This is a genomic window from Hymenobacter actinosclerus (genome assembly GCF_900111515.1).
In the GTDB taxonomy this organism is placed as follows: domain Bacteria; phylum Bacteroidota; class Bacteroidia; order Cytophagales; family Hymenobacteraceae; genus Hymenobacter; species Hymenobacter actinosclerus.
In genome coordinates this window covers 772,570-787,389 of the sequence record NZ_FOHS01000001.1, presented here as the reverse complement: position 1 = coordinate 787,389, position 14,820 = coordinate 772,570, and the positions used below count along the sequence as shown (strand labels likewise).

The 14,820-nt window shown below is 64.8% G+C and carries 8 protein-coding genes; all 8 read left to right on the top strand.

Annotated features, from left to right (window positions below):
- Positions 1–70: 70 nt before the first annotated feature.
- The gene (locus BMY67_RS03400) at positions 71–520 is read left to right on the top strand and encodes a YDG/SRA domain-containing protein (protein ID WP_092768275.1); all 450 of its coding nucleotides are present in this window, start codon (positions 71–73) and stop codon (positions 518–520) included.
- Between the two features lie 159 nt (positions 521–679).
- Complete coding sequence (locus tag BMY67_RS03395) at positions 680–1,324, top strand: O-methyltransferase (RefSeq protein WP_092768273.1); 645 nt, start codon at positions 680–682, stop codon at positions 1,322–1,324.
- A 218-nt stretch (positions 1,325–1,542) separates the two neighbouring features.
- Positions 1,543–4,491 carry a TonB-dependent receptor gene (locus BMY67_RS03390; protein WP_177189666.1) on the top strand — a complete coding sequence of 983 codons (2,949 nt, stop codon included), beginning with the start codon at positions 1,543–1,545 and terminating at the stop codon, positions 4,489–4,491.
- Positions 4,492–4,727: 236 nt separating this feature from the next.
- The gene (locus BMY67_RS03385; protein WP_092768269.1) at positions 4,728–6,992 is read left to right on the top strand and encodes a LysM peptidoglycan-binding domain-containing protein; all 2,265 of its coding nucleotides are present in this window, start codon (positions 4,728–4,730) and stop codon (positions 6,990–6,992) included.
- Positions 6,993–7,217: 225 nt separating this feature from the next.
- Positions 7,218–8,447: an MFS transporter gene (locus BMY67_RS03380; protein WP_245744857.1), complete on the top strand. Its 1,230-nt coding sequence runs from the start codon at positions 7,218–7,220 to the stop codon at positions 8,445–8,447.
- Between the two features lie 231 nt (positions 8,448–8,678).
- Complete coding sequence (locus tag BMY67_RS03375) at positions 8,679–10,700, top strand: DUF3857 domain-containing protein (RefSeq protein ID WP_143069679.1); 2,022 nt, start codon at positions 8,679–8,681, stop codon at positions 10,698–10,700.
- 67 nt (positions 10,701–10,767) lie between these two features.
- The gene (locus BMY67_RS03370; protein WP_092768265.1) at positions 10,768–12,813 is read left to right on the top strand and encodes a DUF3857 domain-containing protein; all 2,046 of its coding nucleotides are present in this window, start codon (positions 10,768–10,770) and stop codon (positions 12,811–12,813) included.
- A 58-nt stretch (positions 12,814–12,871) separates the two neighbouring features.
- Positions 12,872–14,815: a DUF3857 domain-containing protein gene (locus tag BMY67_RS03365; RefSeq protein ID WP_092768263.1), complete on the top strand. Its 1,944-nt coding sequence runs from the start codon at positions 12,872–12,874 to the stop codon at positions 14,813–14,815.
- Positions 14,816–14,820 lie beyond the last annotated feature (5 nt).

Sequence of the window (14,820 nt, the reverse complement as noted above, 5' to 3'; positions counted from 1 at the left end):
TTGTTCCACTTGGGAGGTCAGGCCACCCGAATAGCAAACTCACCATTTCATTATCTCACCATCTCACCTCATGCCCATCTTTGGCCACATCAGCTATTACCGGCCGGGCGATGTGCTGGACAGCCGGCTGGCGCTGAGCCGGGCCGGGCTGCACCGGCCCACGCGCACCGGCGTGAGCGGCTCGGCCGACGAAGGGGCCGAATCCATTATTCTGGCCGACCAGTATGAGGACGACGACTTTCGGGAGCACGACCTGACGTACTCGGGCAGCGGTGGCCGCGACCCGCGCACCGGCCGGCAAACGGCGCACCAGGAGTTGAGCGGCCGCAACCTGTATATGCACAAAAGCCTCGCAACCGGCCGCCCGGTGCGGGTTTTTCGGCGGGTTGCAGTGGAGGCGGGTTTCGGCTACCGCTACGAAGGACTTTATCGGGTAGTGGCCGCCGTGCACGAGCCCGGCAAGGCCGGTTTTCAAGTCTGGAAGTTTCGGTTGGTGCCGGTGGTTGAGTTGGGAAGTTGAAAGAACAGTCATGCTGAGCAGGCGGCGCATCAAGCCAAGGACGGAGCGAAGTCGAAACATCTCGCGGGCAGATGTAACCCTATCGTTTGATTAGAATTGCACGCGAGATGCTTCGGCAAGCTCAGCATGACATTCTTCCAGACTTCTACCCTTCCTCCTATGTACTCCCCCGACGACGCCCAGCGCTACGCCGACGACCATACCAGCCCCGAAAGCCCGCTGCTGGCGCGCCTCAACCGCGAAACCCACGTGCAGGTGCTGCATGCCCGGATGCTGTCGGGGCACGCGCAGGGGCGGCTTTTGAGCATGCTCAGCCACATGGTGCGGCCGCGGCGGGTGCTGGAGTTGGGCACGTTTACCGGCTACTCGGCCCTGTGCCTGGCCGAGGGGCTGGCCCCCGATGGACTGCTGCACACCATCGAGCAGAACCCCGAGCTGGCCGGCCGCATCGGGCGCTACGTGGCCGAGGCGGGCCTGGAACACCAGATTCGGCTGCACATCGGCGACGCCCGGCGGGTGCTGGCCGCGCTGGCCGAAACCTGGGATTTGGTGTTCATCGACGCCGACAAAATCAACAACGACACGTACTACGAGCTGGTGCTGCCCCAGGTGCGGCCCGGCGGCTTCATCCTGATTGACAACGTACTCTGGAACGGCAAGGTGCTGCCCGACTACCCACTGAAACCCGCCGACAAGGACGCCCACGCCGTACGCGCCTTCAACGCCAAAGTGCAGGCCGACCCGCGGGTGGAAAACGTGCTGCTGCCCATGCGCGACGGGCTGCTGTTGGTGCGGAAATTATGAGTTGCCAGTAAAAGGAACGTCATGCTGAGCTTGTCGAAGCATCTCGCGTGCTGACGTTGAGTTACTATGGCAACATCAGCACGTGAGATGCTTCGGCAAGCTCAGCATGACGTTCCATTTACTGGCAACCAAATCTATTTCAAAAGAAAAAAGCTCGTTCGTTAAACCGTAGCGGAATTCTGGCGTCTATGCCGGCTAACGCCTTTCTACCCCATCTGATGACGCTACGTTTGCTCCTTGTCCTGCTGCTGTTCACTTCCCTACTAACCGCCGCCCAAGCCCAGACGACGACCGTGAGCGGGCGGGTGCTCGACGGTCAGGACCAGTCGGCGCTGCTGGGGGCCAACGTGGTACTGCTGCAACTGCCCGACTCGGTGCGGCGCGGGGCAGCGGTGGATGCCAGCGGCGCGTTTGTGGTGCCGAATGTGCCGGCGGGGCGCTACCGGCTCACGGTGTCGTTTTTAGGCTACCAGGATTTGCAGCGCACCGTGGAAGTGGGTAGCGCGCCCCTGAATTTGGGCGCCCTGACGTTGCAGGCCGGGGGCGTGGCGCTGAAGGGCGTGGAAGTGGTGGGCCAGGCTGCCGCGGCCGTGCAAAAGGGCGACACGGCCCAGTTCAACGCCGGCTCGTTTAAAGCCAACCCCGACGCCAGCGCCGGCGACCTGATCCGGAAGATGCCCGGCGTGACCGTGGACCCTGCCACCGGCAAGGTGCAGGCCCAGGGCGAGCAGGTGCAGCGGGTGCTGGTAGACGGCAAGGAGTTTTTCGGCAACGACCCCGATGCCGTGCTTAAGAACCTGCCGGCCGAGGTAATCGACAAGATTCAGGTGTACGACCGGGCCTCCGACCAGAGCCAGTTTACGGGTTTCGACGACGGCAACCAGCAGAAAACCATCAACATTATCACCAAGCCGCAATTCCGCAACGGCCAGTTTGGGCGCGTGGTGGCCGGCTACGGGCCCCTCGACGACCGGTATCGGGTGAGCGGCAACCTGAACAGTTTCAAGGGTAAGCGGCGCATGTCGGTGGTGGCCCAGAGCAACAACATCAACGAGCAGAACTTCGGCACCGACGACTTGCTGGGCGTGGTGGGCTCGTCGGGCGGGGGCGGCCGGGGTGGCCGCGGCGGCGGTGGCGGGCGCGGCGGCCAGGGCGGCGGCGGCAACGCGGGCGACTTTCTGGTGAACCAGCAGGGGGGCATCAGCAAAACCCACGCGCTGGGCCTGAACTACTCCGACACCTGGGGCACGAAAACCGACGTGCAGGGCAGCTACTTCTTTAATATGAGCGACAACACCAGCGCCACCAGCCTACTGCGCCGCTACGTGCCCACCGTGGGCCAGCCCCAGGATCTGCGCTACGCCGAGGATTCGCGCGCCACCAGCCGCAACTTCAACAACCGCTTCAACCTGCGCATCGACCACAAATTCGACTCGCTGAACTCGATTTTGTGGCGGCCCAGCTTCTCCATGCAGCGCAACACCGGCAACAGTCTGCTCGACGGTACCACCTACCTCGACCAGCCCGATGGCACCAATGCCACCACGCCCCAGGGCGGCAACGCCAGCTCGTACCGCTCGGCCCTGACGGGCCTGACGGGCAGCAGCCAGCTGCTGTACCGCCACCGCTTTGCCCGGCGCGGCCGCACGCTGGCAGCGGGCTTCAACGCCGGCTACAACGACAACCGCGGCGACAACAACCTGCTGTCGAGCACTACCTTTTACCGCCAGCAGCAGCCGCTTACCAGCACGCTCAACCAGTTTTCGGAGCTGACCCAGACTGGCTGGAACTGGCGCGGTAGCCTCGACTACACCGAGCCGCTGGGCCAGCACGGGGCCCTGCAGGCCGAGTACGATGTGGCCTACACGCCCAACCAGTCGGACAAACGCACCTACGATTTCGTGGCCGCCGACCAGGAGTTCAGCCGCCTCAACGACACACTCAGCTCGGTGTTCCAGAGCAGCTACCTCACCAACTCGGGGGGCCTGACCTACCGCTACCGCAACCAGCAGCTGCAATGGGCGGTGGGCGCGGAGCTACAGAACGCCCGCCTGCGCAGCGACCAGGAGTTCCCAAGGCCCGGCAGCACCCGCCGCTCCTTCCTCAACCTGCTGCCCAACGCCCAGGTGCGCTATAACTTCTCGAAGCAGCAGAACCTGCGCCTCAACTACCGCACCAGCACCAACCCGCCCTCCGTCAACCAGTTGCAGGAAGTGGTGAACAACGCCAACCCGCTCCAGCTGACGACCGGCAACCCCAACCTGCGCCAGGAAACCCGCCAGAACCTGTTCGTGCGCTACTCGTCGGCGGTGCCCGAGAAGTCGCGCTCCTTCTTCGCATTTCTGGGCGGCAGCTACGTGAACAATTACATCACCAACAACACCATTTACGCCAGCGGCGAGCCGTTAACCGTCGATGGCATCGTCATTCCGGCCGGGGGCCAGCTCACGCGGCCCGTCAACCTGAGCCGGCAGTATTCGGTGCGCTCCTTCGCCAACTACAGCCAGCCGCTGGCCTTTATCAAGTCAAATCTGAGCGTGAATGCCGGCGCCAACTACTCCCAGACGCCGGGCCTGGTGTTTGGGGAGTTCAACTACAACCGCACCCCCTCGGCCAACCTGGGCGTGGCGCTGAGCAGCAACATCAGCCCCGAGGTGGACTTTACGCTCTCGTCGAACTCCAGCCAGAGCTGGGTGCGCAACAGTTTGCAGCAGCAGCTCAACAGCCGCTACTTCCGCCAGAACACCAGCCTGCGCCTGAGCTGGATTATCACCAGGGGCATCACGCTCAAGTCCGATGTCAACCACCAGCTGTATTCGGGCCTGGCGGCGGGCTTCAACCAGAACTTTGTGCTCTGGAATGCCTCGCTGGGCAAGAAAATCTTCGCCAATCAGCGGGGCGAAATCCAGGTGTTCGCCTTCGATTTGCTGGGCCAGAACAACAGCATCCAGCGCAACATTGCGGCCGCCTACACCGAGGACGTGCGCACCAACATCCTGCAGCGCTACTTCCTGCTGAGCTTCACCTACAACATCCGCAGCTTCGGCAGCGCCGGCGCGGGGCCCGAGCGTGAAAGCGGGGACATCAACGATGGTGCGCGCCCCGGTGGGGGCCGGCCGGGAGGCGGGGGCGGACGCCTTGATGGGGGTCGTCCAGGGGGCTTTTAGGGTGCTCTTGCGTGTACCCCGCCCCCTAGCCCCTCCCCTCCGGGAGAGGGGGACTAGCTTTTAGTTTTCTATACCTGGCCATAAAGCTAGAAACTAATTCCCCCTCTCCCGGAGGGGAGGGGCTAGGGGGTGGGGTAGATGAAAGGCCATCCGCCGCCGTATTTTCCGCTATTTTGCGGCCCGACGAGGCGGGTCCGGCCCTATTGCCGGCCGTTGTGCCTCTGGTTTGCTGCTTTATGAAACGAGTTTACCTGCTGCTACTAATGCTGTTCCCGCTGCTGGGAATGGCCCAAACCGTGCCCGTACCGGCCAACCTGCTGCTGGGCAATCTGCGCCTGCGCCTGACGCCCGGCGGCCAGGCCGCCGTGCAGCAGAAAGTGGATGCGCTGCGCCGCCACCCCGCCTCGTTTCAGGCGAAAGTGGTGCTGGCCGATGCCTACTTTCCCGTTATTGATCGGGTGTTTCAGCAGGAAGGGCTGCCGCTGGATTTTCACTTCCTGGTGCTCCACGAAAGCGGCCTGCAGGGCGACGCACAGAGCATTCACGACGCCGTGGGCTACTGGCAGTTCAAGCGCGAAACGGCCCAGGACTTTGGCCTGCTGATAAACGAGGCCGTGGATGAGCGTAAGCACATCGTGGCCTCGTCGAAGGCCGCGGCTCAGTACCTGCTGCGCAACAACAAAACGTTTCATAACTGGATCAACGCCCTCATCAGCTACAACCTGGGCCTGACCGGGGCCAAGCCCTATACACTGCCCACCGATTACGATGCCACCGAAATGGAAATTACGGAGCGGAGCAACGGCTACGTGCTCACGTTTCTGGCCCATAAAGTAGCCTTCGAGCCGGCCCTGAACCTAAATCCGCGGCCGCCGCTGCTGTTCCAGGAGTTTCCGGCCCCGGCCGGGCAGAGCCTAGCGCTGCTCGCCACCAGCCTGCGCCAGAACCCCGACGAGCTGGCCAAGCACAACCGCTGGCTGCTGGCCCCCACCGTGCCCACCGACCGCGTATACACCGTGCTGGTGCCCATCTCCGACCCGGCCCAGCTGACGCTGCTGGCCGCCCAGCAGAAAACCGCCGCCGCCAACCAGCTGCTCACCCCGCCCGTTGCCGACCCAGAAAACGCCGAACTGGTGCGCGTAAATGGTCTGCGGGCTTTGGTGGCCCTGCCCGGCGACACCAAGGAGAGCCTGGCCCGCCGCGGCAACCTCAAGCTGCGGCGCTTTCTCAAGTACAACGACCTGTTCGCCTTCGACCAGATTGTACCCGGCCAGCCTTATTTCCTCCAGAAGAAGCGCGATAAGGCCGCCGTGGAGTACCACGTAGCCCAGCCCGGCGAGAGCGTGCTGACCGTGTCGCAGAAGTACGGGCTGCGGGCCAAGGCTATCTGGCAGAAGAACCGCATGGCCCGCAACGAGGAGCTGCGCCCCGGCCGGGTGCTGTGGCTGCAACACACCCGCCCCAAAACCACGCCCATCGAGTTTGTAGATAGCCAGAACCGCGCCGCCCTGGCCGCTTTCGAGCAGCCCGTAACCAGCCGCCCCGCCCCGCAGCTCCCCAAAAAGCGCACCGCCAACGACTCGGAGCCCTACCGTGGCAGCACCGCCCGCGCCACCCGGACGCTGGAGGATGCCGTGGAAGACGACTCGGCCACCGCCGAAATTGATGGGCAGATGGAAAGTGTGAACGAGCTGCCGTCCCCAACTGCGGCTCCAGCTGCGGCTCCAGCCCCGGTAGCAGCCCCAGCCCCGGTAGCAGCGGCCGGCGCAATGCCAGCTCCGGCGCCGGCGGCTCCTTCCGCCCCTCCGGCTTCGTCGCTGCCGCCGCGCCGACCGCTGCCTGCCCCGCGCCCCGTAGCCGACGAGCCCCGCGACGGAGCGCCAGCCGCACCGGTTACCCCGGCCGAGCCACAAGCCCCGCGGCCAGCTCCCGCACCGGCTCCCCGTCCTGCTACATCGGCTCCCGCCACGCCGGCCCCGGCGGCGGCGCCAGTGCCCGCTCCGGTAAAGCCAGCCGCGCCGGCCCCAACTCCAGCCCCGGAGGCGGCGGCCGTGCCCGCCGGGCCGCCCACCATCGTGGAGCCGGTGCCCGCCAGCGGCCTGCACACCGTCGAGCCCAAGGAAAATCTGTACTCGGTGGCCCGCCGTTTCAAGCTGCGCCCGGCCGACATTATTGCCTGGAACGAGCTGCCGGCCAACCCGTCGCTGAAAATCGGGCAGGTCCTGCGCGTGGCGGCCCCCGCTACCGATGCGGCCCCGGCTACTACTCCGGCCACTAAACCTGCTGCTACCCCGGCTGCCCCAACGGCTCGTCCGGCTTCGGCCGTGCCCGCCGCCGCGGTGCCGGCAGTGGTGCGCCACACGGTGCAGCCGGGCGAAACGCTCTATGCCATTTCGCGCCGCTACGGCGTCACTATCAAGCAGCTAATCGAGTGGAACGGCAAGCCCGATTTCGCCGTGAAGCCCGGCGAGGTGCTGGTGGTAACCCCGCCGGCGCAGTAGGCTAAACGACGGCCTGACGCGTAAAGCCTTCGGCCCCGGTAGCGCGGCGCCAGCTGGTATCAGCTCGCGCCACGCTACCGGGGCCGAAGGCTTTGCTGGCCCTGCTGCCCATGCCGGGCTCCGGGGCGGCCGGGCTGTTGCGGCAGCAGCCCTAGGCCGAGCCGTAGCGGTATTGTCTGTTTTCCGTACCGAAGCCCGGCCGGGCCGCCGTACCTTTACGGCCGCATGGCTACCTCAACCACCACTACAGCCCCCACGCCCCGGCCGCCCCGCGTGTACACCGTCGGCTTCTGGCTGATGTGCCTCTCGTCGCTCCTGTTTTTCATGAGCTTCAACATGCTGCTGCCCGAGCTGCCCGACTACCTGACCAGCCTGGGCGGCGGCGAGTACAAGGGCTACATTATTGCCCTGTTCACGCTCACGGCCGGCCTCTCGCGGCCCTTTTCGGGCAAGCTGGCCGACACCGTCGGACGCATTCCGGTGATGGTGTTCGGCTCGTTGGTGTGCTTTATCTGCGGCTTCTTTTACCCGTTTACGGTTACGGTGGTGGGGTTTCTGGGGCTGCGGCTGCTGCACGGCTTCAGCACCGGCTTCAAGCCCACCGGCACGGCCGCCTTCATTGCCGATATCGTGCCGCTGGCCCGTCGGGGCGAGGCCATGGGGTTGCTGGGCGTGGCCGGGTCGGTGGGCATGGCGGCCGGCCCCACGCTGGGCTCGTGGCTGGCGGCCCACTTCTCGCTCAACGTGCTGTTCTACTGCTCCTCGGGCCTGGCCCTGCTCAGCCTGATTGTGCAGGGCACCATGACCGAAACCCTGGCCCCGGCCCAGCGGCAGCGCTTCAGCTGGAAACTGCTCAAGATTGAAAGCTGGCAGGAGGTGTTCGAGCCCCGGGTGCTGGTGCCGGCCGCCGCTACGCTGCTGTTCCTGTTTCCGTTCGGAGCCATTTTTACCGTCGTGCCCGACCAGAGCCGGGTGCTGGGCCTGACGGGCGAGAGCAAGGGCCTGTTTTACCTCTGCTACACCGGCGCCTCGCTGGTGGTGCGCCTGGTGGGCGGCCGCAGCTCCGACAAATATGGCCGGGTGCCGGTGCTCATCGGCTCGTCGGGCGTGATGATTGCCGCCCTGCTGCTGCTGGCCTTTGCGCCCTCAGTACCGGGTTTCCTGGCCGGGGCGGTGCTGTTCGGGCTGGGCACCGGCCTCAACTCACCCACCATTTATGCCTGGACGGTGGATTTAAGCCACCCCGAACGGCGCGGCCGGGCCGTTTCCACGATGTACATGGCCCTGGAGGCGGGCATCGGCATCGGGGCCCTGCTGGCGGGCTGGATATTCAGCAACGAGCCGGCCCACTTGCCCTTCGTGCACCTGGCCAGCGCCGGCAGCGTACTGCTGGGGTTGGTTTTTCTGCTGACCATGCGCCGGCGCGTGCCCGCGGTACTGGAGGAAGTGGCCTGACGCAACACCGCGCAGCCGCGCTCCGGTCAGTCCGTTCGGTTCTCTAAACCCCGCTTCGGTTAGTCTGCCGGGCAACCCCGGTCCGGTGGCTCCTGGCGACCGGAAAATAAGTTTGCTTCGCGCGTTGTTGATCTTCGGAATAAATTGGATATTTCGGTTCTACTGCCACTAGCTATCTAGTTGGCAGCTACTCGCTGAAGTTGCTTTATCCTGTTTGTTTCCGCTTTATTAATGTCTACCCCTCTCCTATTGCGTGGGCTGTTAGTTTTTGGCCTTATTGGTACAACGCTGGGACTGGCCAGGGCCCAGGAAGCGCCGCTGAAGTTTGGCAAACTGGAAGCCCGCGAAGCCGCTGCGCTGCTGGCCCAGCCCACTCCCGACTCGGCCGCTGCCGAAGTGCTCTGCGACTTTGGCCAGTCGCGCATTAAAGGCAAGCAGGATGGGTTCGAGCTGCGGTTCGAGCGCACGGCCCGCCTGCTCATCCGCCGAACGGAAGGCTACGATCAGGCCACCGTCCGGATTGTGCTTTACCACGACAAGGAGGGCGGCCGCGAGAAAATCAGCCAGCTTAAGGGCCTCACTTACCACCTCACGGGCACCCAGCTCAGCAAGGAACCCCTGAAAACGGAGGCCGTATTCAGCCGCAAGCTCGATGAGCACCACGACGAATATGCCTTCACGCTGCCCAACGTGCGGGCCGGGGCCATCCTCGAATTCACTTACCTGCTCACCTCGCCCTTCCTGTTCAACCTGCAGGACTGGCGGTTTCAGCAGGATATTCCGGTGCGCTGGAGCGAATACCGGGTGTCGATTCCGGCTTTTTACAGCTACAAGGAGCTGACCCGCTCCTACCTGCCCTTTGCGGTGAACGAAACCGGGGTAGAGTCCTACCAGACCTCCTACCAGCAATCGGGCGACACCGGCTACGGCAACTCGGCCTTCGACAGCCGCAACCTGACGCTTTCCACCAAGGCCCTGACCCGTCGCTGGGTGCTGAAGGAGGCCCCCGCCTTCCGGCCCGAACCGTACATGACCACGCCCCGCGACTACGTGAGCGGTGTCGATTTCGAGCTGGAGCGCATTCAGTTCGACTCCACCCACGACCCGCAGTTCCAGGTGGGCAGCTGGGCCCAGATTGAGGCGCAGCTGCTTAAAAATACCGATTTCGGCGGTTTTTTGGAGCGCGACTCGCCCCTGAAAGCCGCTGCCGCTGCCCTGGTTTCGCTGCCCGATGTGGCGGCCCGGGCCGGGGCCGTGCGGCAGCTGCTGCTGGGCGCGGTGGTGTACAACGAAGTACCCACGCTGTACGCCAGCGCCCCGCCCCGGCGGGTTCTGGAACTGCGCCAGGGCAACGCCGCCGACCTCAACCTGCTGCTGATAGCCCTGCTGCGGCAGGCCGGCCTGGAGGCCCAGCCGCTGTTGCTCAGCACCCGCGGCCACGGCCGCATTCAAACGGAGCTGCCCGTCCTCAGCCAGTTCAATTATGTGGTGGCGCACGTGGCGGTGCCCGGCGGCCAGCCGCTACTGCTCGATGCCACCGATGCCCGGCTACCCGCCGGGCTGCTGCCCCAGAACTGCCTTAACGACCAGGGCCGGCTGCTGGGCCCCAAGGGGGGCTGGGTGTCGCTAGCGCCGGCGGCCAGCCATTTCACCTATACCCAGGCAAAGCTGACGCTGGCCTCCACCGGCGAACTAAGCGGCACTATCCGGCAGGAATACGCTGGCTACGCGGCCGCCGACCGCCGCCAGCCAGTGGCCACGCTGCGCCAGCAGTGGCAGCAGGCCCACCCCGACTGGCAGCTGGAAAAGGCTGATTTGCTGCCTGCCGCCGCCGACGGCTCGGTAGCCTTGCACCTACAGGCCCGCCTGCCTGGTGGCGGGGCGCCGGCCGGCACCATCTATTTGCGGCCTTTGCAGGCCCTGGGCGAGCTGGGCAACCCCTTTCGGTCCGCCACCCGCCTTTACCCGGTTGATTTTGCCGCCCCGCCCCGGCTGGAGCAAACCGTGGAACTGACCCTGCCCGGCGGTTATACGGCCACCGGGTTGCCCGCCAATATCCAGCTCGCTCTGCCCGACAACGGGGGGCGGTTTATATTCCAGGCCGTGCCCAACGGCCCGGACAAGCTGACGCTGGTCAGCCGCCTGCAGCTAAACAAGACCCGCTATTCGGCCCAGGAATACCACGCCCTGCGCGAGTTCTACGCTAAAGCCCTGGCCAAACTGGCCGAACCAATCGTGCTGCAGCGGCAGTAGGCGCCGGCGCGTTTCCGGTTCTCGTTTTCACTTGGCGCCTATTTCTTCGCACCCATTTACTTTACCTATGATGCAACCTTTACTTACCCGGGGCCTGCTGGTGGGCGCCCTTACAGTTGCGGCGGCCAGCCTGGCCCGTGCCCAGGAAGCCCCCATCAAATTTGGCAAAATCGACGAGGCCGACCTGACCGAGCGGCCCTTTGCGGCCGACACTGCCGCCTCGGCCGTAGTGCTGTGCGACTTTGGCCGCTCGCGCTTCGACTACGGCGAGAAAGGCTTTATCGTGGTTTTTGAGCGGGTTAAACGCATTAAAATTCTCAAAAAATCGGGCTACGAGTATGCCAACGGCCGCGTTCCGCTTTACCATGCCAACGGCCGCGAAGAGAAGCTCACGAGCGTTAAGGGCTTCACCTACAACCTTGTGAATGGGCAGGTGGTGAAGGACAAGCTCAACTCCGATGCCATTTTCCGGGAGGAAAGCTCGGCCAACGTGACGATTCGCAAGTTTACGCTGCCCAACGTGCGGGTGGGATCGGTGGTGGAGTATGCCTACTCGGTTTCGTCCGACTTCGCCTTCAACTTCCAGGACTGGACCTTTCAGGAAGACATTCCGGTGCGCTGGAGCGAGTACCGGGCCTCCATTCCGGAGTATTTCGACTACAAGATGCTGATGCAGGGCTACGAGCCCCTGACGGTGCGCGAGCAGAACTCGGCGGTAGGCCAGTTTACGGTCCGCTGGTCGTCGAATACTACCAGCGAAGGACGCACCTCGGGCGGCGCCGAAACCATTACCCCGGTCGTAACCAACTACCGCTGGGCTATCAAAGACGTACCGGCGCTGCACGAGGAGCCCTACATGACCACCCCCGACGACTACCTGGCCCGCATTGACTTCGAACTGACCGGGGTGCGCATGCCCAACCAGCCGTATGAAACCACGGCCGGCTCGTGGAGAAAAATCGAGCATGAGCTGCTCGCCGACGACAACTTCGGGGCCCAGCTTAACCGGGCCGGCTTTCTGAAGGAAAAGCTCGGCCCCCTGCTGGCCGCGGCCGGCACGGATGCGGCCACCCGCATAGCCGCCGTGCACGGGCTGGTGCGCAGCAGCGTGAAGCACAACGGCCAGCACCGGCTGCGGACGACTGGCAGCGTACGCAAAGCCTTCGACCAGAAAACCGGTTCGTCGGCCGATGTGAACCTGCTGCTGATTGCGGCCCTGCGCGAGGCGGGCTTCACGGCCAACCCCGTGGTGCTTAGCACCCGCAGCCACGGCCGCCTGCAGCCCGAGGTACCGCTGCTCAGCCGCCTCAACTACGTGCTGGCCCACGTGCAGCTGCCCGACGGCCAGGAGATGCTGGTAGATGCCACCGAGGAGCTGGCGCCGGCGGGCATGCTGCCCCACCACTGCCTTAATGGTCAGGGCCGCCTGGTCATGCCCCAGGAAAAAGATTCGCGCTGGGTGGCCCTCAAAAGCGCCGACCGCCTGACGACTTACCGCCAAATCAGTCTGCAGGTGGCTGCCAGCGGGGAGCTGCGCGGCCAGGTGCACCAGGAGCACGCCGGCTACCAGGGCCTTAGCCAGCGCGAAAAGCTGCGCGAGCTGGGCGAGAAAAAGTACGTAACCGAAATGAGCACTGGCCACGAGGGCTGGAGCATCGGCAAGTATGCGTTCAAGCAGCGCGACGAGTTGAACAAGCCGCTGCTGCTGGATTACGAGTTTGTGAGCACCGGCAGCTCCGATGGGCCGGTGAGCACGATTTACCTGAGCCCACTGCGCGACTTTGGGATCAGCAAAAATCCTTTCCTGCACGAAAACCGCCGCTTTCCGGTTGATCTGGGCACTCAGCTCGAAGAAACCATTGTGGTAAGCCTGACGCTGCCCGCCGGCTACGAGCTGGAAGAAACACCCCAGGGCCTGATACTGGAGCTGCCCGAAAAGGGTGGGCGCTTCACCTACGGCGTGCAGAACGGCCCCACGGGCCTGCAGCTGGTAAGCCGGCTGAGCTTGAGCAAGCCGGTGTATTCGGCCGAGGAGTACGCTTACCTGCGCGAGTTTTTTGCCCGCCTCATGGCCAAGCAGAGCGAGCGGCTGGTCATCAAAAAGAAAGCCTAGTAGCAGCGGCCGGTTACCCGCCGGCAGCCGCAACTGCCAACTGTTCAAGCCTTATCTCATGCGATTTATCCCGCTGGCTTTTGCCTTTATTCTGGGTGGCGGCCCGCCGGCTGCTCTGGCCGGCCCGGCGCCCAAATACGCGGTGGCCGAGCTGCCCGCCACATTGCGCGAAAATGCCCACGCCGTGGAGCGTCGCCACGATGAGCTGCTGACCGTGAAATCGGCGGCCCGGACGGTGGAAACGGTGCTGCGGGCCACCACCATTCTCGACGAGGCCGGCAGCGGCTGGGCTTCCGAGCTGGTGTACTACAGCTCGCTTAACCGCATCAGCTACTTCCGGGGCGCGGTGTACGACGCCAGCGGCCGGCAGCTGCGGCAGCTACGCGCCCAGGACATCCGCGACATCAGCCTTTCCGACGGCTTCAGCCTGGCCACCGACGCCCGCGGCCGGGTAGCCGACCTGAGCCAGCCCACGTATCCTTACACCGTCGAGTTCGAGTACGAGGTAGTGTCGGACAATGCGCTGTTTTACTCAACCTGGCAGCCCCAGCGCACCGAGCAGTTCAGCGTGCAGGAGGCCACGTTTAAGGTGGTGATGCCGGCCGGACTGAACCTGCGCTTCCAGGAGCAGCGGCTGCCGGCCGGCACGGCGCTGGCCAAAAGCACGCAGGGCAGCCAGCAGGTATACGAGTGGCGGGTGCAGAACCTGGTGGCGCTGGAGGGAGAAGCCGACGCGCCGCCGGTGTCGGAGCTGACGCCGGTCGTGTTCACGGCGCCCAGCGAATTTGAAGTGCAGGGCTATACAGGCAAACTCAACAGCTGGGCCGACCTCAGCCGCTGGACTTACGAGCTGAATGCCAACCGGGCCACGCTGCCCCCTGCCCTGGTGGCCGGTATGCAGGCGCTGGTGGCCGGCGAAACCGACGAGCGGGCCCGCATCCGGAAAGTATACCGGTTTCTGCAGGCCAACACCCGCTACATTTCGGTGCAGCTGGGGCTGGGCGGCTGGCAGACGTTTCCGGCCGCCGACGTGGCTGCCAAGGGCTACGGCGACTGCAAGGCCCTGACCAATTACTGCCAGGCCCTGCTGAGCGCGGCCGGCATAACGGCCCACGCCGCCCTGATAAAAGCCGGCCCCGATGCGCACGATATCCGCACCGACTTCCCCAGCTCGCAGTTCAACCACGTAGTGCTGTGCGTGCCCCTGACCCAGGCGGCCAGGGCCGATACCGTGTGGCTGGAATGCACCGACCAAACCAACCCCTTCGGCTATATGGGCGGCTTTACGGGCAACCGCCACGCGCTGCTGCTGCTGCCCGAAGGTGGCCGGCTGGTGTCCACGCCCCGCTACGGAGCCGCCGAAAACCGCCGCCAGCGCCGCGCCGATGTGTACCTGGATACTGACGGCAACGCCACCGCTACCCTGCGTACGCTGCGCACCGGCCTCGAGTACGACGCCGTGGCCGGCCTGGCGGGCCTGGAGCTGAGCGAGCAGAAAAAGCACGTGGGCAGCCGTCTGGCTTTGGGCAATTTCACGCTCAACAAAGTAGGTTTCCAGCCGCTGCCGGCCACGGCCCCGGTACCGGGTTTAGTAGAAACGCTGGCCCTCACGCTGCCCGGCCTGGCCCCGCCCAGCGGCAAGCGCGTGTTCCTTGCCCCCAACCTGCTCAGTCGCCTGCCGGCCCCCACCGCCACCGTAGGCGAGCGGCAAACCGATATCTGGCTCGATCATGCCTTCACCCAGCTCGATACCGTACACCTGCACCTGCCGGCCAGCCTGCAGCCCGAACGGCTACCCGCCCCCGTGCAACTGAGCACCCCCTTCGGTACCTATTCCAGCCAGCTGCTGGCCCTGCCCAACGGCAGCCTCCGCTACGTGCGCCGCCTCGAAATGCCGCGCACCCGTTTCGCCCGCGCCGACTATCCGGCCTATCTGGAGTTCCGCCGCAAAGTAAGCGCCGCCGACAAAGCTCAGCTGGTGCTGCTGAAAACGGATGCCTAGCCCAG